The organism is Streptomyces sp. NPDC003042, from assembly GCF_053591315.1.
Genome location: NZ_JBSFTP010000077.1, coordinates 17,159 through 36,625, shown reverse-complemented (window position 1 = coordinate 36,625; position 19,467 = coordinate 17,159). Strand labels below are relative to the sequence as shown.

Genomic DNA, 19,467 nt, shown 5'->3' with positions numbered 1-19,467 from the left:
TCCGATCTGCTCCGCCCGCCCCCGCCCCCGCCCCGGCTCCGGCCGCCGCCGCCCCCGGCGCCTGGCCGGGAGCGGCGCAGCCCGGCAGCGGCGCCCCCGGCGCCTGGCCCAGCGCCACCGCACCCCGGACCGCCACCCCGGTCCCGGCATCCCCTGCCGCCGCCCCCGCTCCCGCCCCCGCTCCCGCCCCGGCCCCCGCCGCGCCCTCCCCCGGCATGGCCGCGGGCGTCGGGCAGGTCCAGGCGATGTGGCCCGCGGTCCTGGAGGCCGTCAAGAACCGCCGTCGCTTCACCTGGATCCTGCTCAGCCAGAACGCCCAGATCGCCGGCTTCGACGGCACCACCCTCCAGCTCGGCTTCCCCAACGTCGGAGCCCGGGACAACTTCGCGAGCAGCGGCAGCGAGGACGTCCTCAAGGCGGTCCTGGCCGAGCAGTTCCAGGTCAACTGGAAGATCGACGCCGTGCTGGGCGGCGGAGGCCCCGGAGGCTCCGGAAGCCCGGGAGGCCCCGGCGGGCAGGGGGCCCCGCAGACGTCCTCCTACGCCGCCCCGCCCGCGCCCGCCTACAGCCAGCCGCCGCCCGCCCCGGCCCCCCAGTACCAGCCGCCGCAGCAGCAGCCGCCCCACCAGGCGCACCAGCCCCACCAGCAGGCCTCCGCGCCGCAGCCCCCCGTACAGCAGGCGCCCCCGCCGGTCGCGCCCGAGGACGACGTCGCGCAGGACGACGACCCCGACCTCGTCGACAGCGCGCTGACCGGACACGAACTGATCGTTCGCGAGCTCGGAGCCACCGTTGTGGAGGAATACACGAATGAGTAGCCCCTCCTGATTGGGGTGGCCGCACGAAACCGGTCGGCCCGTCCGGGCTAGGCTGAGCAGCGTGAAGGTCCTCGTCATCGGCGGCGGCGCCCGCGAACACGCCCTGTGCCGCTCTCTGTCCCTCGACCCCGACGTCTCCGCGCTGTACTGCGCTCCCGGCAACGCCGGCATCGCCGAGGTGGCGGAGCTGCGCCCGGTCGACGCCCTCAACGGCACCGCTGTGGCCCGGCTGGCCGCCGAACTCGGCGTCGGCCTCGTCGTCGTCGGCCCCGAGGCGCCGCTGGTCGCCGGAGTGGCCGACAGCGTCCGCGCGGCCGGCATCCCCGTCTTCGGCCCGTCCGCGGCGGCGGCGCAGCTGGAGGGCTCCAAGGCCTTCGCCAAGGACGTGATGGCCGCGGCCGGGGTCCCGACCGCCCTCAGCTACCTGTGCACCACCCCGGAAGAGGTGGACGCCGCCCTCGACGCCTTCGGCGCCCCGTACGTCGTCAAGGACGACGGTCTCGCGGCCGGCAAGGGCGTCGTGGTCACCGACGACCGGGCCGAGGCCCGCGCCCACGCCCTGGCCTGCGACCGCGTCGTCATCGAGGAGTACCTCGACGGCCCCGAGGTGTCCCTCTTCGCCATCACCGACGGCGTCACCGTGCTGCCGCTCCAGCCCGCGCAGGACTTCAAGCGCGCGCTCGACGGCGACGAGGGGCCGAACACCGGCGGCATGGGCGCGTACTCCCCGCTGCCCTGGGCCGACCCGAAGCTGGTCGACGAGGTCATGGAGCTGGTCCTCCAGCCGACCGTCGACGAGCTCCGCCGCCGCGGCACCCCCTTCTCCGGCCTGCTCTACGCCGGCCTCGCGCTCACCGGCCGCGGCACCCGGGTCATCGAGTTCAACGCCCGGTTCGGCGACCCGGAGACCCAGGTCGTCCTGGCCCGGCTGCGCACTCCGCTCGCGCGCGTGCTGCTGAACGCCGCCAACGGCACCCTGGCCGCCGAGCCCCCGCTGAGCTGGCGCGACGACGCGGCCGTCACGGTCGTCATCGCCTCCCACAACTACCCCGACACCCCGCGCACCGGGGACCCGATCGAGGGCCTGGCCGAGGTGGCGGCCGAGGACGGTCCCGACGCCTACGTGCTGCACGCGGGAACCCGCAGCGAGGGCGACACGGTCGTCAGCGCGGGCGGGCGGGTGCTGTCGGTGACGGCGACCGGTTCGGATCTGGCGCAGGCCCGCGAGAAGGCGTACAAGGCCGTCGCGCGGATCAGGCTCGACGGTTCCCAGTACCGTACGGACATTGCCGCCAAGGCGGCCGAGGGCCGCTGACCAGCAGGGCCGTGGCGGAGCGGGCCCGGTGCGCGGGAGATGCGCACCGGGCCCGCGCGCGTGTCCGTGCGTGTGTCCGTGCGTGTCGGCGGTCGACTGCATCCAGCCGCGTTCGAACGCACCCACCTTTACCCAAAGCCATTCCATCGGGTGATGGTCTTCCGGTCTGCCTGACGGCTGCCTCCTCCCCAACTAGGGTGCGGCGCAAGCGTTCCGGCACATGGCCCACCGGCATTGCGATGTCAGTGGCGGGTGTCACAGTGGGGGAGTGAGCAACGCCGCCGCAGGGCAGAGGGGGTGAGGTCCGGCCGTGTCCGGAACCGGTTCGATCGCAGAAGCAGGAGCGCCGTCCGCGCGTTCGCGGGCTCTCGCCGTGCTGCGGGTCCGCAGCAGGGCGCTGGCCGTCGGGCTGCTGCCCGCCGCCGTCGCGGTGGTCCTCGTGGCCGCCCGGATGACGGGCAGGCTGGCCGGGGACCCATGGCCCGTGGTGACGCTGGTCGTCTGCGCGGTCGCCGCGCTGGTGCTGCTGGTCGGCGGGATCTTCGCCGCGGTGGTGCTGCGGGCGAGCCCCGCCGTGACGCCCACGGTGCCGCTGTCCGAGGCGGCCGCGCCCGACCTGTACCGGCTGGTGCGGGATCTGGCCGACCGGATGGACGTGCCCGCGCCCTCCGCCATAGCCCTGACCCCGGACTGTGACAGCTGGCTCGAGGACCGCACGCATCCCGCCCACCGCCGGGGCGCCATATCCGAGGGGCCGGAGTCCGAGCCGGGCGCTGCCCCGATGCTGGTGATCGGCTCGCCGTTCCTGTGGTGGATGCGGGTGGCGGAGCTCCGGGCGGTCCTCGCCCCGGTCGTCGCCGGTACGGGCCCCTCCGCGCACCCGGACATAGCCGACGCGCGTGGCTTCGTACGAGGCCTCGACGCGGCGGTGGACGTGGGGAGCCGGCCCGGCCTGGGCTGGATCGCCGGGCCCGCCCGGCTGCTGCTGCGGCTGTGCCGGGTGGACGCGGCCGAGATGGAGCGCGGGGTGGCCGCGGCCGCCTCGGACCGCGCACAGGGTGTGGACTACGGGCTGCGCATCGTCGCCCAGGAGCAGGTCGGCCTCGCCTACGCGGGCTGGGACCGGCTGCTGACCCGGGTCGCCCTGCCCGCCTGGCGGATGGGCCGCTGGCCGGCGCACCTCGACGCCGGGGTCGTCTCGGCGTTGACCGAACTGTCCCGCCGGGACCGCCTGGCCGAGGGGTACACCTCGCGCCTGGGCGAGCGCCCCGCGTGCGATCTGCTGGAGCAGCCCGGAGCGGTCGACGAGGCGGCTTCGCTGCTGGCCGCGAGGCTCTTCCACGGGGGACCGGCCGCGGCCGGACCGGACTGGTCGCCGGTGGAGTGGGCGGCGTATCCGGACGAGGTCGTGGACCGCAAGTGGCGTACGGAGGCGGCCCGGCTGCATGCGGCCCTGGACGCGCTGGCCGTCCCGGCGGGGCTGCCGCCGGGCAGCGCCGGACCGAATCTGGAGCGGGTGCTCGGGTACCTGACCGACCCGGCCGGCGACTGCGCGGCGGCGGAGACGCTCGCCGGGCGGCTGAGCGGCGATCTGGCCCGCGAGGAGCGCGCCACGGACCCCCGCGCCGGATCCGGGAAGGCATCCGGGAAGGCGACGGGCAAGGCATCCGGCAAGGCGTCCGGCAAGGCGACGGGCAAGGCCCCGGGCGGCGCGGACACCATGCCGCTGTTCCCGCTCCAGCCCCCGCGCAGCGGCCGGGATCTGCTGGCCGACCACGTCACGGCACTGGTGTGCTGCTCGGCCGTGGACCTCGCGGGCGCCGGTCCGGGGCTGGACTGGCTCGACGGCCCGGTGCTGCTGGTCGGCGGCGAGCGCCGCTCCGACCTCGCGCCCAGGGTGCTCTCCCTCGTGGAGGACGGGGATCCCGAGCCCCTGCGGGACTGGCTCACGGAGCTCGGCGTACGCCCGGAGAAGCCAGTCCGCCTGGGCTGAGGGCGCCGGCCCACTCCCGCCCCGAAGCAGCGCCGCACGTTCCGTTCCCGTCAATTCACGACGAAGGGTGACGGACTGCGTGCGTTATGTGATGTGCTGGGGCGGATGAATGCCCGTTCGGGGGAGCGAGGGAGGGGAGCGGTATGGGTGCGGACCAGATCCGGCGTTGGGAATCAGGTGCGCTCGCGCACGCGGTGACCGACCCCTTCGGCCAGGGCCCCCTGCCGTGGTTCCGGGGCAGCGAGCTCTACTTCGGCGACACCGGCCAGGTCGTGCCCTGGTACGTGGACCCGGCCGCGGCAGCCGTGGGCACCGGCCAGAGCGGCCGCCCCCGCGGCAACGGCGGCCCCCTCACCGCCGACGACGTGCACCGCCAGATCAAGGGCTTCACCTCCACCGGAGCCGTGGCCCCCGGCGAGGCGATCGACTTCCACATCACCGTCGACCCGCCCCAGCAGTTCTCCGTCGACGTCTACCGGATCGGCCACTACGGCGGCGACGGCGCGTCCAAGATCACCACCAGTCCGCGCCTGTCGGGCATCGTCCAGCCGGCACCCCTGGCCGCCGACCGCACCGTCTCCTGCCACCACTGGTGGATGTCCTGGCGGCTCCAGGTCCCCTCGTACTGGAGCATCGGCGCGTACGTCGCCGTCCTGACCACCGCCGACGGCTACCGCTCCCACGTCCCCTTCACGGTCCGCGACGACCACCCCGCCGACCTGCTGCTCCTGCTCCCCGACATCACCTGGCAGGCCTACAACCTCTACCCCGAGGACGGCCGCACCGGCGCCAGCCTCTACCACGCCTGGGACGAGGACGGCCGGCTGCTCGGCGAGGGGGACGCCGCCACGACCGTCTCCTTCGACCGCCCCTACGCGGGCGCCGGCCTGCCGCTGCACGTCGGGCACGCCTACGACTTCATCCGCTGGGCCGAGCGCTACGGCTACGACCTCGCCTACGCCGACGCGCGCGACCTGCACGCCGGCCGCGTCGACCCGACCCGCTACCGGGGCCTGGTCTTCCCCGGTCACGACGAGTACTGGTCGGTCCCCATGCGCCGTACCGCCGAGCGCGCCCGGGACCACGGCACCTCGCTCGTCTTCCTCTCCGCCAACACCATGTACTGGCAGGTCGAGCTGGCCCCGTCCCCCTCGGGCGTGCCGGACCGGCTCCTCACCTGCCGAAAACGCCGAGGCCCCGGCCGCCCCAGCCTCTGGCGCGAGGTCGACCGCCCGGAACAGCAGCTCCTCGGCATCCAGTACGCGGGGCGGGTCCCCGAGCCCGCGCCGCTCATCGTGCGCAATGCCACGCACTGGCTCTGGGACTCCACCGGCGCCACCGAGAACGACGAGCTCGACGGGTTGGTGGCGGGCGAGGCCGACCGGTACTTCCCGCGCACCCAGCTCCCCGAGCACCAGGACCGGATCCTGCTCGCGCACTCCCCGTACCTCGACAGCGAGGGCGCCAAGCGCCACCAGGAGACCTCCCTCTACCGGGCGCCCAGCGGCGCGCTGGTCTTCGCGTCCGGCACCTTCGCCTGGTCGCCGGCGCTCGACCGCCCCGGCCATGTCGACGAGCGGATCCAGCGGGCCACGGCCAATCTGCTCGACCGGATCTGCAAGAGGGACTGACCCCCACCGTCACCCCCTGAGAGGCGCACGGACCCCCGTACGGGAGAATGGGAGCGCGCTCGTACAGAACCACAGGGAGACCCCGTGTCCGGATTCGTCGAAAAGCCCGAGCCGGTTCAGGTGCCCGGCCTCGTCCACCTCCACACCGGGAAGGTGCGCGACCTCTACCGCGACGAGGACGGCCGGCTCGTCATGGTCGCCAGCGACCGCATCTCCGCCTTCGACTGGGTGCTCCCGACGGAGATCCCGGACAAGGGCCGCGTCCTGACCCAGCTCTCCCTGTGGTGGTTCGACCAGCTCGCGGACCTCGTCCCGAACCACGTCATCAGCACCGAGCTGCCCGCCGGCGCCCCCGCCGACTGGGCCGGCCGTACGCTGATCTGCCGCAGCCTGGACATGGTCCCGGTGGAGTGCGTGGCCCGCGGCTACCTCACCGGCTCCGGCCTCGCCGAGTACAAGCAGACCCGTACCGTCTGCGGACTGGGCCTGCCCGAGGGGCTCGTCGACGGCTCCGAGCTGCCCGCCCCGATCTTCACCCCGGCCGCCAAGGCCGAGGTCGGCGAGCACGACGAGAACGTCTCCTACGAGGAGGTCGCGCGCACCACCGGCGTCGAAACGGCGGCCAAGCTGCGCCAGGCGACCCTCGCCGTGTACAGCCGCGCCCGGGACATCGCCCGCGAGCGCGGGATCATCCTGGCCGACACCAAGTTCGAGTTCGGCTTCGACGGGGACGGCTCCCTGGTCGCCGCCGACGAGGTGCTCACCCCGGACTCCTCCCGCTTCTGGCCCGCCGACCAGTGGGAGCCGGGCCGCACGCAGCCCTCCTTCGACAAGCAGTTCGTCCGCGACTGGCTGTCCTCGCCGGCCTCCGGCTGGGACCCGAAGGGCGAACTCCCCCCGCCGGCGCTGCCGCAGGACGTCGTCGAGCAGACCCGCGCCAAGTACATCGAGGCCTATGAGCGGCTCACCGGCCACGACTGGAAGAGCTGGACCTGAGACACCAGGTCCCGGGACACGAAGAAGCCCCCGGCCGCGATGGCCGGGGGCTTCTCCTCTACAGAGCGGACGACGAGACTCGAACTCGCGACATCCACCTTGGCAAGGTGGTGCTCTACCAACTGAGCTACGTCCGCATGCGCCGTAGCGCGGGGCTAACTATACCCAACCCCGCTCCCGCGCGAGACGCACCGCCGTGTGCCGGTTCTCGGCGCCCAGCTTCGTCGCCGCCGAGGACAGGTAGTTCCGTACGGTCCCCTTCGACAGCGACGCCCGCTCCGCGATCTCCGCGATCGGTGCCCCGTCCGCCGCGAGTTCCAGCACCTCCGCCTCCCGGGCGGTCAGCGGCGAGTCGCCCGCGCTGATCGCGTCGGCCGCCAACTCCGGGTCGACGTAACGCCCTCCGGCATGCACGGTCCGGATCAGCTCGGCCAGCCGCTGCGCCGACACCGTCTTCGGCGCGAAGGCCCGTACGCCCGCCGCGAGGGCGCGTTTCAGGTGCCCGGGACGGCCGTGGCTGGTCACGATCATGGTTTTGCAGTCGGGGAGTTCCGAGCGCAGCGATGTGGCCACACTCACACCGTCCGCGCCCGGCATCTGGAGGTCCAGCACCGCCACGTCCGGCCGGTGGGCCCGCGCCATGGCCAGGGCCTCCGGTCCCGAGGCGGCCTCGGCGACGACCACCAGATCGTCCTCCAGCGCCAGCAGCGCGGCCAGCGCGCCCCGGATCAGGTGCTCGTCGTCGGCCAGCAGTACCCGTACGGGTTTCACGCCCGCACCTCCTGTCGTAGCGGTTCTCGGCGTTCTCGGCCCGGAATCTCGGCCCGCAGCCGGAAGCGGCCGCCCTCGGCCGGTCCCGCCAGCAGGGTCCCGTCCACCACTGCGAGCCGCTCCCGCAGTCCGGCGAGGCCCGAGCCGGGCGGCCCAGTGGGGGACTCGGGCGCCCCGTCGTTCTCCACGAGCAGCGTCACCGCGCCCGAGGGCTCGTGCGCCGTCAGCCGGATCAGGCAACTGCGCGCGTCCCCGTGCCGCAGTACGTTGGTGGTCGCCTCCCGGACGACCCAGCCCAGCGCCGACTGCACCTCGGCCGGCAGCGCGCGCCCGGCCGCCTCGAACTCGACGCGGCAGTTCATCCCGGCGGCGTTCAGCACCCCGCGCGCCCCCTCCAGCTCCACGGTGAGATCCGCCTCCCGGTAGCCGCGTACGACATCGCGCACCTCCCGCTGCGACTCCCGCGCGATCCGCTGCACCTCGATCATCTGGTCCACCGCCTCCGGGCGTTCGCGCCGCGCCAGCTGCACCGCGAGCTCGCTCTTGAGCGCGATCACCGCCAGGTTGCGCCCCATCACGTCGTGCAGGTCCCGCCCGAACCGCAGCCGCTCCTCGGCCACCGCCAGCCGTGCCTGGAGTTCGCGGGCGTCGTCGAGCTCGTGGACGGTCTTCAGCAGCCAGGCCGAGAACCCGCAGGCCAGGGTCAGCAGCAGGCTGACGAAGAACACGCCGACGGCGTAGCCGAGGGCGTCCAGCGCGGGCAGCCCCGCCGCCAGCACGGCGCCCGCCGTCAGCGCCGTCGCGGCGGGGGCGACGGCGGTCATGTGACGGACCTTGCGCAGGGTCAGCGTCACGGAACCGGTCGCGAAACCGACCGTGTTGATCACGAGGGTGGGGGACACGTTCGTCCGGGTGACGAGCCCCGCCGACTGCAGCGCCAGTACGGCCAGGCAGGTCGAGACCGTCACGACCATCAGCGCGACCGTCAGCCGCACCGGCCGCTCCCGCCGGCCGAGCACCCAGTCCAGGGCGCGGGAGGACAGCACCCCGCACAGGGCGATCTGCGCCCCCAGGGGCAGCACCAGCGCGGCGGTGACGGCCCAGCTGCTCCCCTGGGCGAGCCCGGCCAGGACCGCGAAGGTCTCGATCACCACGAAGAAGTGGAACGACCAGCGCGTGTACAGCTCGACCTTCGCCGCGCTGCTGCGGTTCTTCCACCACCCGGTCAGCTTCGACACATTCCCTCGTCCTCCCGGTCGTCCGGCGCGGCCCCGCTGGACAGCAAACACGCTCTCCATGATCGGGTGCAGTGTGAACTGTCAGGACGCGCGATGACATTTGTCATCGCGCGTGACGTGACGTGGCACACAGGACGCGGGGCGCAGGACGCGTCAGGACATACGACAAAGGCCCCGATCATTGATCGGGGCCTTTGCTCTCTGAGCGGACGACGAGACTCGAACTCGCGACATCCACCTTGGCAAGGTGGTGCTCTACCAACTGAGCTACGTCCGCATGCTCGCGACGGCATAAGCCGTGCGGTGCGAGCATCACTCTACCTGATCCACAACCGTGGTCGGTAAAGCGTGCAGAGCGGGTGACAGGAATTGCACACTGCGCCTCCCCCCTGGAAGGGGGGTGTTCTACTACTGAACTACACCCGCACGACCCTCGGGATCCGGCTTGTCGGCCTCGCCCCTCGGCGTGATCCACACACTAGCCGATCAGAGGGGGTGGATGGCAAATCAGCTCTCAGTGAGCCGCGTTGTAGGCCTCGTAGACCCGCTTCGGGATGCGCCCGCGCGGAGGCACCTCGAACTGGTTCGACCGGGCCCAGGCCCGTACGACCGCCGGGTCGGGGGCGACGGCGGTGTGCTTGAAGGTCTTCCCCGAGCGGGACTGCCGGCGGCCGGCGGCCACGAAGGGGGCGAGGCCCTTCCGCAGTTTCTTTGCGTTGGCCGCATTGAGGTCGATCTCGTACGACTTACCGTCCAGAGCGAACACGACCGTTTCCGCCGCTTCCCCGCCATCGATGTCGTCGGAGAGCGTGACTACTACGCGCTGCGCCACGGATATCGGTCCCTTCGTGCGTCGTCACCGCCCGTTGACGTGCGGTGATGTCGCCTGTATGGATGTTTCGGTGGAATGCGTCAAACCGTCGGAATCCCGACTGATTCCTTTGTACCGCGATTCTCATTGAATTGCGAAGCCCAGTAAATTCTCCCCGCGTGTCCCGCCGCAATGCCGGACGCATGGTTTTCCGGTGGATTTTGCGAAGCGTTGGTGAAGCCGAAACCGCACAGCGATCAAGGCCACACCATATCTACCCGCGTAGAAATTTCGGCCGGGTACGCTGATGGAACCGCCTTCGCACCAACCACCACACGGGAGTGCCAGTGGCACGCGTCGTAGTCGACGTCATGCTCAAGCCGGAGATCCTCGACCCTCAGGGCCAGGCGGTGCAGCGTGCACTGCCGCGCCTGGGCTTCGAGGGAATCGCCGACGTCCGCCAGGGGAAGCGCTTCGAACTGGAGGTGGAGGGACCGGTCGACCAGGCCGCCCTCGACCGCATCCACAAGATGGCCGAAACGTTCCTCGCCAACACCGTCATCGAAGACTTCACCGTGAAGGTCGAGGCCTGACGGTGACCACACGCATCGGAGTCGTCACGTTCCCCGGAACGCTCGACGACCGTGACTCGCTGCGCGCCATCCGCCTCGCGGGAGCCGAGCCCGTCTCGCTCTGGCACCGCGACAAGGACCTGCACCAGGTCGACGCGGTCGTCCTCGCGGGCGGCTTCTCCTACGGGGACTACCTGCGCGCCGGAGCCATCTCCCGCTTCTCGCCGGTGATGGAGACCATCATCGAGCAGGCCAAGGCCGGCATGCCCGTCCTCGGCATCTGCAACGGCTTCCAGGTCCTCACCGAGGCCCACCTGCTGCCGGGGGCGATGCTCCGCAACACCGACCTGCACTTCATCTGCCGCGAGCAGAAGCTGCGGGTGGAGAACGCGCAGACCGCGTGGACCGGCGACTACACCGCCGGCCAGGAGATCTCCGTCCCGCTCAAGAACATGGACGGCCGCTACACCGCCGACGAGCGCACGCTCGACGCACTGGAGGCCGAAGGCCGAGTGGCCTTCCGCTACCTCGGCGGCAACCCGAACGGTTCGCTCCGCGACATCGCCGGCATCACCAACGCCGCGGGCAACGTCGTCGGCCTCATGCCGCACCCCGAGCACGCGGTCGAGCCGCTGATCGGGACGGGCCGCACCGACGGCCTCGGATTCTTCACCTCGATCCTGAAGAAGCTGGTCAGCGCATCATGACTCTGGACACCGTCAAGCACGCCACCGACACCCCGGACGCGGACCAGCCCTGGAAGGAGCTCGGCCTCAAGGAGGACGAGTACGCGCGCATCCGGGAGATCCTGGGCCGCCGCCCCACGGGCGCCGAGCTCGCCATGTACTCGGTCATGTGGTCCGAGCACTGCTCGTACAAGAGCAGCAAGGTCCACCTCGCCCAGTTCAGCGAGAAGAAGCCCGCGAGCGACGCCATGCTCGTCGGCATCGGCGAGAACGCCGGCGTCGTCGACGTCGGCCAGGGCTACGCGGTCACCTTCAAGGTGGAGTCGCACAACCACCCCTCGTACATCGAGCCCTACCAGGGCGCGGCCACCGGCATCGGCGGCATCGTCCGCGACATCCTCGCCATGGGCGCCCGCCCGGTCGCCGTCGTGGACCCGCTGCGCTTCGGCGCGGCCGACCACCCCGACACCCGGCGCGTCCTGCCCGGCGTCGTCGCGGGCATCGGCGGCTACGGCAACTGCCTGGGCCTGCCGAACATCGGCGGCGAGGTCGTCTTCGACTCCTGCTACCAGGGCAACCCGCTCGTCAACGCCGGCTGCATCGGCGTGATGAAGCACGAGGACATCCACCTCGCCAAGGCCTCCGGCCCCGGCAACAAGGTCATCCTCTACGGCGCCCGCACGGGCGGCGACGGCATCGGCGGCGTCTCGGTCCTCGCGTCCGAGACCTTCGACGACACGAAGCCCACCAAGCGCCCCGCCGTCCAGGTCGGCGACCCCTTCCAGGAGAAGCTCCTCATCGAGTGCACCCTGGAGATCTTCAAGGAGAAGCTGGTCGCCGGCATCCAGGACCTCGGCGGCGCCGGGCTCTCCTGCGCCACGAGCGAGCTGGCCTCCGCCGGCTCCGGCGGCATGCGCGTCGAGCTGGACACCGTCCCGCTGCGCGACGCGACGCTCTCGCCCGAGGAAATCCTCATGAGCGAGTCGCAGGAGCGCATGTGCGCGATCGTCGAGCCTCGTCACGTCGACCGCTTCATGGAGATCTGCGAGAAGTGGGACGTCATCGCCACCGTCATCGGTGAGGTGACCGACGGCGAGCGCCTGGAGATCTTCTGGCACGGCTCGCAGATCGTCGACGTCCCGCCGGGCACCGTCGCCCACGAGGGCCCCGTCTACCACCGTCCGTACGCCCGCCCGTCCTGGCAGGACGCGCTCCAGGCGGACGACGCGAACGCGCTCCCGCGGCCCGCGACCTCCGAGGAACTCCGGGCGCAGGTCCTCGCGCTGGTCTCCTCCCCGAACCAGGCCTCGAAGGCCTGGATCACCGACCAGTACGACCGCTTCGTGCAGGGCAACACCGTCCTGTCGCAGCCCGAGGACGCGGGCATGGTCCGGATCGACGAGGAGTCCAACCTCGGCGTCGCCATGGCCACCGACGGCAACGGCCGCTTCGCCAAGCTCGACCCGTACACGGGCGCGCAGCTCGCGCTGGCCGAGGCCTACCGCAACGTCTCCGCGACCGGCGCCAAGCCGCTGGCCATCTCCGACTGCCTGAACTTCGGCTCCCCCGAGGACCCGGACGTCATGTGGCAGTTCGCCGAGGCCTGCCGTGGTCTGGCGGACGGCTGCCTGGAACTGGGCACCCCGGTCACCGGCGGCAACGTCTCGCTCTACAACCAGACCGGCGACATCGCGATCCACCCGACCCCGGTCGTGGCCGTGCTCGGCGTGATCGACGACGTCAACCGCCGTACGCCGATGGCGTTCGCGGAGGCCGGCCAGCTGCTGTACCTGCTGGGCGACACGGCCGAGGAGTTCGGCGGCTCGGCCTGGTCCCAGGTCGTCCACGACCACCTCGGCGGCATGCCGCCCAAGGTGGACCTGGGCCGCGAGAAGCTGCTCGGCGAGATCCTGATCTCCGCCTCGCGCGACGGCATGATCGACGCCGCGCACGACCTGTCCGACGGCGGCGTCATCCAGGCGCTCACCGAATCCTGCCTGCGCGGCGGCAACGGCGCGCGGATCGTCGTACCCGAGGGCCTGGACGCCTTCACCTTCCTGTTCTCCGAGTCCGCGGGCCGGGCCATCGTGGCCGTCCCGCGCAGCGAGGAGCTCCGCTTCACCGACATGTGCGGCGCACGGGGCCTGCCGGCCGCCCGCATCGGCGTGGTGGACGGCGAGGAGATCGAGATCCAGGGCGAGTTCACCCTCCCCCTGACCGAACTCCGCGAGGCCCACGAGGCCACGATCCCGGCCCTCCTGGCCTGATCCCGCCACGGCTCCACGAGGCCCCGTCCACGGTGTGGGCGGGGCCTCGGCGTTGTCGGAGGCGCTTGGTACCGTCGGCACCATCGCAGTTGCAAGATCGGGGGGTTGGTGATGTTCGAACCGATGAGGCCTTCTGCGGGCGGACTACTGCCGGACCGGGGCCGATGGCGCAATGCGGTCAATTTGCTGCTGTGCATCGCCGGTGTGGGGGGCGTGGTGTTGGGCGGCTGGGCCCTCCACGGCTCCTACGAGTCGCACCAGGACCGCAAGGCGAGCCGCGCCCTGATCGCCAAGGCGTGCGCCGGCCTGGTGGACCCGGACACGGTCATGGGCCTGGACGGCGGCACGGACCGGGTGGTTCTCGGCGGCGAGAACCCGAGCACGGTCGACTTCGAGACCGTCCCGGACGCCTGTGTCCTGAGCCGGCTGGAGGAGCGCAAGGGCCGCGACGTGAAGGTCAGCCAGTTCAGCCTGAGGCTTAAAGGGCTGCCACGGCAGCGGGACCCGCACCTGGTAGGCCCAGGGGAGGCGTACTTCGGCTACCCGGACCGTAGCGAGGAGCGCGATCTCACCGCGCGGACCAGATACCCCGTCCGCGCTCCGCTCGGGGACGGCGGGCTGGGCGACTACGGGCCCGACGACGTGACCGTCACGGCGCGGTGTGACCAGCCGATCCCGTTCGGGGCGACCAGCCTCGTCGTGATCGCCTCCTCCCCGAGCACCCGGGACGAGGCAGGCGACCGCAAGGCACTGGCCCGTCTCGCCCGCCAGGCCGCCGTGGGCGCGGCCGAGAAGTACGGCTGCCGCACCCGGCTCCCTGAACTCCCCGCCGAACTGCCCGCGCCCGCCGTCGATCTCGGTCCGGTCGCCGGACGCGCGGACACCTGCGGCTGGTACGCCGCCCACCTGCGCGCAACGGACCAGGGCAGGCTGCCCGACCGGGCCGTCGGGGCCCCCTTTGGAGGAGCCGCCCGGCAAGAGAGCTGCCTGCTCGCGGTGGGTGCGGAGGGGACCAAGCGGATCTTTCCCCAGCTGGCGAAGGAGGACCGCGGGTACCTGGACCTGGACGACGTACTGCGGGTGGCGCCCTGGTGGGTACGGACCGACGCGTACTTCGGTGACGACGCGGCGGTCGTCGCCGTGAAGGCCGCCCGAGTTCCGGAGCCCGTCCCCACCGGCAGAGCCGGGAGGATCGGCCACGTCCTCTACGGTTCGGCAACCTGCCAGGGCCGGCCGGCCACCTTCACCATGACCGTCTCGAACTCCTACCGGTACGTCCTCGGCGCCGGCGCCGACGCGGTGTTCAAGACGTACGTCACGGAGACCGCCGGGCGACGCGGTTGCACGGACCCCGTGCTGCCCCCGGCCCAGTAGGGTCGGGCCATGCCGCCCGCCAGGAAGAAGCCGCGTACCTACGACCCCGTGAAGATCCGCGCGGCGGTCACCGCGCAGTTCGGGCATGTCGCCCGCGCCGTCGCGGAGTTGGGCCCCGAGCAGCTGGCGCGGCCCAGCGGGGTCGGGGACTGGACCGTCGCCGAGCTGGGCGCGCACATCGCGTGGATCGCGGACTCGCTGGCCGGCGGCCTCGCCCGGCCGCCCGCCGCCATCGCCGAACTGACCGCCGTCGAGTGGCCCTTCGCCACCGCCTCCCTCGCCGGGAAGATCTCCGAAGCCGCCAGGGAGAGCCTCGGCGGGGCGCCGCTGTCCGAGCTGTTCGAGCAGGCTGCGGTCCGGATGGACCGGGCTCTGGCGGCCAACCCGGGGCAGCGCGTGCTGGACCTGTGGGTGGGGGACATGACCCTCGCCGACTTCATGGTCACCCGGACCGTCGAACTGGTCGTGCACACCGACGACCTCAACCGGGCCACCGGACTCGACATCCCCGTCGAGCGCCAGGCACTCGCCGCCTGCACCCGGCTGCTCGCCGACGCCCTCGCGCTCAAGGCGCCCGGCGGCTCGGTCGAGGTACGGATCCCGCCCTTCGCCGTGGTCCAGTGCATCGAGGGCCCCCGCCACACCCGCGGCACCCCGCCCAACGTGGTGGAGACCGACCCGCTCACCTGGGTGCGGCTCGCGACGGGCCGCACCGGCTGGGCCGAGGCCCTGGACGCGGCGCGGGTCCGGGCCAGCGGCGAGCGCGCCGACCTGTCCGCGCTGCTGCCGCTGATGGGCTGAGCGGAACCGCCCGGGCGCCTGCTCCGTCCCACGGTCATGCGTACCCTCAGGCACTTCACGACCGGCCTGGCCGTCCTCCTCGCCCTCGTCGGCTGCGGCAGGGCCGCGGACAGCGGGAGCGGCTCGGTCCCCGACGCGGTGGGCGTGTGGGCCGTCCAGTCCCTGACCAGCGACGGCCGGACCCTGCACGCGCCCGAGGCGGCTTACGTCGACTTCACGCACGACGCGGCGAAGGGCAACTACGGCTGCAACGGCTTCACGGCCGAGGTCACCCGGCACGGCGCCTCGGCCCTGACGGTCACGCCCGGCGCCACCACCACCATGGCCTGCGAGAACACCGACTTCGAGACGGCGTTCGCCAAGCTCTTCCAGGGCCGGCTCACCATCGACCGGGGCCCTGACCGGCTGACCCTGAAGACCGCCGACGGGAGCACCATCGCGATGACGACGAAGCAGCCCGTCCCGGACGCCCCGCTCACCGTGACCGTGTGGACCGTCGACTCGCTGATCAGCGGCGAGAGCGTGTCCTCCGTACCGACCGAGGTGGCCGGCCGGGCCCGGTTCACCCTCGCCCCCGACGGCTCCGCGAGCGGCACCCTCGGCTGCAACCGCTTCAGCGCCCGCGCCACCGTCGACGGCCCCACCGTCTCCTTCGGGCCGCTCACCACCACCCGGATCGCCTGCGAGGGCGCGGCGGGCGAGGTCGAACGGACGGTCACGGACCTGTTCGGAAGCGGCCCGCTCACCTGGAAGATCCAGGGCCGGAACCTGACCTTCACGGCGCCCGACGGCAAGGGTCTGGGCGCCGTGGCGGCCTCCGCCACGGAGTGACCTCTTGTATGAAGACACAGGGGTCTTCACGGCGTGGCCTCAGCGGCCCGGGGCCTTCGACAGGCCCGCCGCCGCGCAACCGTACGCGGCATGCATTCGTAGATTCCGACAACGAAGTCACGTACCGAAAAAGGGGCGCCCGGTCACCCTCTGTGCTGTGACATTTCCCGGGGGTCCCCAATTCGGACCAGTGGTCGATCTCGCCTACACTCGGAAGCGTGCCTCGTGGTGATGGACGACTCAACCACGACCTGCTCCCCGGAGAGAAAGGCCCCCAGGACGCTTGCGGCGTCTTCGGTGTCTGGGCTCCGGGTGAAGAGGTCGCCAAGCTCACCTACTTCGGACTGTATGCGCTGCAGCACCGCGGACAAGAGTCCGCGGGAATCGCTGTGAGCAACGGTTCCCAGATCCTCGTCTTCAAGGACATGGGCCTCGTTTCCCAAGTCTTCGACGAAACCTCTCTCGGCTCGCTCCAGGGTCATATCGCGGTCGGTCACGCCCGCTACTCGACCACCGGAGCCTCCGTCTGGGAGAACGCCCAGCCCACATTCCGTGCGACCGCCCACGGCTCCATTGCCCTGGGTCACAACGGCAACCTGGTGAACACCGCCGAGCTTGCCGAGATGGTCGCCGACCTCCCCCGTCAGGACGGCCGCGCCACCCAGGTCGCAGCCACCAACGACACCGATCTGGTCACCGCCCTGCTGGCCGGCCAGACCGACGACGACGGCAAGCCCCTGACCATCGAGGAGTCGGCCGCCAAGGTCCTCCCCAAGGTCAAGGGCGCCTTCTCGCTCGTCTTCATGGACGAGGGGACCCTCTACACGGCCCGTGACCCGCAGGGCATCCGCCCGCTGGTCCTCGGCCGCCTGGAGCGCGGCTGGGTGGTCGCGAGTGAGACCGCCGCCCTCGACATCTGCGGCGCCAGCTTCGTCCGCGAGGTCGAGCCGGGCGAGCTCATCGCGATCGACGAGAACGGCCTGCGCACCTCGCGCTTCGCGGAAGCGAAGCCCAAGGGCTGCATCTTCGAGTACGTCTACCTGGCGCGCCCGGACACCGACATCGCCGGCCGCAACGTCTACCTCTCGCGTGTCGAGATGGGCCGGCGCCTCGCCAAGGAAGCCCCGGTCGACGCCGACCTCGTCATAGCGACGCCGGAGTCCGGCACCCCCGCCGCCGTCGGATACGCGGAAGCCAGCGGAATCCCGTACGGCGTGGGCCTGGTCAAGAACGCCTACGTCGGCCGGACCTTCATCCAGCCCTCGCAGACGATCCGCCAGCTCGGCATCCGTCTGAAGCTCAATCCCCTCAAGGAAGTCATCCGGGGCAAGCGCCTGGTGGTCGTCGACGACTCGATCGTCCGCGGCAACACCCAGCGGGCCCTGGTCAAGATGCTCCGCGAGGCCGGCGCGGCGGAGGTCCACATCCGGATCTCCTCCCCTCCGGTGAAGTGGCCGTGCTTCTTCGGCATCGACTTCGCCACCCGCGCCGAGCTGATCGCCAACGGCATGTCGGTCGACGAGATCGCCACCTCGCTGGGCGCGGACTCGCTCTCGTACATCTCGCTCGACGCGATGGTCGAGGCGACCACCATCCAGAAGCCCAACCTCTGCCGTGCCTGCTTCGACGGCGAGTACCCGATGGATCTGCCCGACCCGCAGCTCCTGGGCAAGCAGCTGCTGGAGACCGAGCTCGCGGGCGGCACGGACGCCGCCGACGCGCTCCGTCGCCCGTAGTCCGGGCCCGGCGGGGCGGCTCAGCCGTTCAGCCGTTCAACGGTTCAGCGGCTCAACGGTTCAACCTGCGCCGGGCCCTGTCTTTCAAGCTTCTCCCAGGGCCCCGCACCAACCGCAGTAACGACACGAAAGCTCTCTCCTGTCATGACAGAGAAGACCACCGGTGCCAGCTACGCAGCCGCGGGTGTGGACATCGAAGCGGGCGACCGCGCCGTCGAGCTGATGAAGGAGTGGGTGAAGAAGACGCAGCGCCCCGAGGTCCTCGGCGGCCTCGGCGGCTTCGCCGGCCTCTTCGACGCCTCCGCCCTCAAGCGCTACGAGCGCCCCCTGCTGGCCTCCGCCACCGACGGGGTCGGCACCAAGGTGGACATCGCCCGCCAGCTGGGCGTGTACGACACGATCGGCCACGACCTGGTCGCGATGGTCATGGACGACATCGTCGTCTGCGGCGCCGAGCCGCTCTTCATGACCGACTACATCTGCGTCGGCAAGGTCCACCCCGAGCGTGTCGCGGCCATCGTCAAGGGCATCGCCGAAGGCTGCGTCCTCGCCGGCTGCGCCCTGGTGGGCGGCGAGACGGCCGAGCACCCGGGTCTGCTGGGTCCGGACGACTTCGACGTGGCGGGCGCGGGCACCGGCGTCGTCGAGTACGACCAACTGCTGGGCGCCGATCGCATCCGTACGGGTGACGCCGTCATCGCGATGGCCTCCTCCGGCCTTCACTCGAACGGGTACTCGCTCGTGCGGCACGTCCTCTTCGACCGGGCCGGGATGTCCCTGGACCAGCACGTGGAGGAACTCGGCCGGACCCTCGGCGAGGAACTGCTGGAGCCGACCAAGATCTACTCGCTGGACTGCCTGGCCCTCACCCGTACGGCCGAGGTCCACGCGTTCTCGCACATCACGGGCGGCGGCCTCGCGGCCAACCTCGCCAGGGTGATCCCGGACCACCTGCACGCCACGGTCGACCGTACGACCTGGGCCCCCGGCGCGATCTTCGACCTGGTCGGCAAGGCCGGCCGGGTGGAGCAGCTGGAGCTGGAGAAGACCCTGAACATGGGCGTCGGCATGATGGCCGTCGTCCCGCAGGAGTCGGTGGACGTGGCCCTGACCGCCCTGGCCGACCGGGGCGTCGACGCCTGGGTCGCCGGTGCCATTGAGGATCGACGCGGTCTCGACCGCGGCGACCACACCGAGGGCGCGACCCTCACCGGTTCCTACGGGAGCTGAGCAGCACGAAAACCCGGTCCGGGGCCTTGCCCTGGACCGGGTTTCGTATGTTCGCCTGGCAGACGCCTGGTGCGGGACGCTGGCTGCGTCAAGCCCCGCGACGGTGCGCCGAGGGACCGGACTCTTCGTCCTCGTCCTCGTCGTCATCGCTGTTGTAGAGATCCGCGTACTTGGCGTACGGGTCGTCGTCGTCATCCAGATCGTCATCGACTTCGACCGGCGCGCTGATAGGCAGCGGCTCTGTCGGCGATGCGCCCAGCTCATTGGCCAGACGCGAGAGGTCAGTCCCGCCGCTGTTGTACTTCAGCTGGCGGGCGACCTTTGTCTGCTTGGCCTTGGCCCGGCCGCGCCCCATGGCTCGACCCCCTCGGTGACGGGGCTCGACGGCCCCAGAGTC

General features: G+C 71.7%; 16 protein-coding genes, 3 tRNA genes and 1 pseudogene. 13 read left to right on the top strand and 7 right to left on the bottom strand.

The window, feature by feature from the left end:
• The 5 genes and pseudogenes from ACWDYJ_RS29190 to ACWDYJ_RS29170 all read left to right on the top strand — a co-directional run.
• A pseudogene (locus tag ACWDYJ_RS29190) lies at positions 1-818 on the top strand (DNA polymerase III subunit gamma and tau); the annotation flags it as partial.
• Positions 819-879: 61 nt separating this feature from the next.
• Positions 880-2,133, top strand: a complete 1,254-nt coding sequence (purD, locus tag ACWDYJ_RS29185; protein ID WP_451568576.1) for a phosphoribosylamine--glycine ligase — start codon at positions 880-882, stop codon at positions 2,131-2,133.
• 310 nt (positions 2,134-2,443) lie between these two features.
• Positions 2,444-4,126 (top strand): hypothetical protein, encoded by a 1,683-nt coding sequence (locus tag ACWDYJ_RS29180; RefSeq protein ID WP_451568575.1) that lies wholly within the window; start codon positions 2,444-2,446, stop codon positions 4,124-4,126.
• A 143-nt stretch (positions 4,127-4,269) separates the two neighbouring features.
• On the top strand, positions 4,270-5,757 hold the full coding sequence (locus tag ACWDYJ_RS29175; protein ID WP_451568574.1) for a N,N-dimethylformamidase beta subunit family domain-containing protein: 1,488 nt from the start codon (positions 4,270-4,272) through the stop codon (positions 5,755-5,757).
• A gap of 84 nt (positions 5,758-5,841) precedes the next feature.
• Entirely contained in the window at positions 5,842-6,753 is a 912-nt protein-coding gene (locus ACWDYJ_RS29170; RefSeq protein ID WP_451568573.1) for a phosphoribosylaminoimidazolesuccinocarboxamide synthase, read from the top strand.
• A gap of 64 nt (positions 6,754-6,817) precedes the next feature.
• Here the strand turns inward: ACWDYJ_RS29170 and ACWDYJ_RS29165 are convergent.
• From ACWDYJ_RS29165 to ACWDYJ_RS29140, 6 genes are all read right to left on the bottom strand, one after another.
• Positions 6,818-6,890: transfer RNA gene (locus ACWDYJ_RS29165), tRNA-Gly, on the bottom strand.
• A gap of 22 nt (positions 6,891-6,912) precedes the next feature.
• The gene (locus ACWDYJ_RS29160; protein ID WP_451568572.1) at positions 6,913-7,524 is read right to left on the bottom strand and encodes a response regulator; all 612 of its coding nucleotides are present in this window, start codon (positions 7,522-7,524) and stop codon (positions 6,913-6,915) included.
• On the bottom strand, positions 7,521-8,762 hold the full coding sequence (locus tag ACWDYJ_RS29155; protein WP_451568571.1) for a sensor histidine kinase: 1,242 nt from the start codon (positions 8,760-8,762) through the stop codon (positions 7,521-7,523). Before ACWDYJ_RS29155 ends, ACWDYJ_RS29160 begins: the two co-directional genes overlap by 4 nt.
• A gap of 204 nt (positions 8,763-8,966) precedes the next feature.
• Positions 8,967-9,039: transfer RNA gene (locus ACWDYJ_RS29150), tRNA-Gly, on the bottom strand.
• A 77-nt stretch (positions 9,040-9,116) separates the two neighbouring features.
• Positions 9,117-9,188 (bottom strand) — tRNA-Gly (locus ACWDYJ_RS29145).
• Positions 9,189-9,276: 88 nt separating this feature from the next.
• Entirely contained in the window at positions 9,277-9,594 is a 318-nt protein-coding gene (locus ACWDYJ_RS29140; RefSeq protein WP_451568570.1) for a histone-like nucleoid-structuring protein Lsr2, read from the bottom strand.
• 320 nt (positions 9,595-9,914) lie between these two features.
• On the opposite strand from ACWDYJ_RS29140, the gene purS reads away from it, so the two are divergent.
• The 8 genes from purS to purM all read left to right on the top strand — a co-directional run bounded on the left by purS (position 9,915) and on the right by purM (position 19,070).
• Positions 9,915-10,166, top strand: coding sequence for a phosphoribosylformylglycinamidine synthase subunit PurS (gene purS / locus ACWDYJ_RS29135; protein WP_008740952.1), 252 nt, complete (start codon positions 9,915-9,917; stop codon positions 10,164-10,166).
• 2 nt (positions 10,167-10,168) lie between these two features.
• On the top strand, positions 10,169-10,852 hold the full coding sequence (purQ, locus tag ACWDYJ_RS29130) for a phosphoribosylformylglycinamidine synthase subunit PurQ (RefSeq protein ID WP_451568569.1): 684 nt from the start codon (positions 10,169-10,171) through the stop codon (positions 10,850-10,852).
• Positions 10,849-13,098 carry a phosphoribosylformylglycinamidine synthase subunit PurL gene (gene purL, locus ACWDYJ_RS29125; RefSeq protein WP_451568568.1) on the top strand — a complete coding sequence of 750 codons (2,250 nt, stop codon included), beginning with the start codon at positions 10,849-10,851 and terminating at the stop codon, positions 13,096-13,098. The genes purQ and purL overlap by 4 nt, the downstream gene beginning before the upstream one ends.
• Before the next feature lie 123 nt (positions 13,099-13,221).
• On the top strand, positions 13,222-14,472 hold the full coding sequence (locus tag ACWDYJ_RS29120; protein WP_451568567.1) for a hypothetical protein: 1,251 nt from the start codon (positions 13,222-13,224) through the stop codon (positions 14,470-14,472).
• Positions 14,473-14,481: 9 nt separating this feature from the next.
• A complete protein-coding gene (locus tag ACWDYJ_RS29115) occupies positions 14,482-15,273 on the top strand; it encodes a sterol carrier family protein (protein ID WP_451568566.1) in 792 nt (263 codons plus the stop codon).
• 36 nt (positions 15,274-15,309) lie between these two features.
• Positions 15,310-16,104: an META domain-containing protein gene (locus ACWDYJ_RS29110; protein WP_451568565.1), complete on the top strand. Its 795-nt coding sequence runs from the start codon at positions 15,310-15,312 to the stop codon at positions 16,102-16,104.
• 218 nt (positions 16,105-16,322) lie between these two features.
• Positions 16,323-17,840: an amidophosphoribosyltransferase gene (gene purF, locus ACWDYJ_RS29105; protein ID WP_451568564.1), complete on the top strand. Its 1,518-nt coding sequence runs from the start codon at positions 16,323-16,325 to the stop codon at positions 17,838-17,840.
• A gap of 144 nt (positions 17,841-17,984) precedes the next feature.
• Positions 17,985-19,070, top strand: coding sequence for a phosphoribosylformylglycinamidine cyclo-ligase (purM, locus tag ACWDYJ_RS29100; protein WP_451568563.1), 1,086 nt, complete (start codon positions 17,985-17,987; stop codon positions 19,068-19,070).
• 88 nt (positions 19,071-19,158) lie between these two features.
• Here purM and ACWDYJ_RS29095 read toward each other — a convergent pair whose 3' ends face one another.
• Positions 19,159-19,425 carry a DUF3073 domain-containing protein gene (locus ACWDYJ_RS29095; protein WP_451568562.1) on the bottom strand — a complete coding sequence of 89 codons (267 nt, stop codon included), beginning with the start codon at positions 19,423-19,425 and terminating at the stop codon, positions 19,159-19,161.
• Positions 19,426-19,467: the final 42 nt, after the last annotated feature.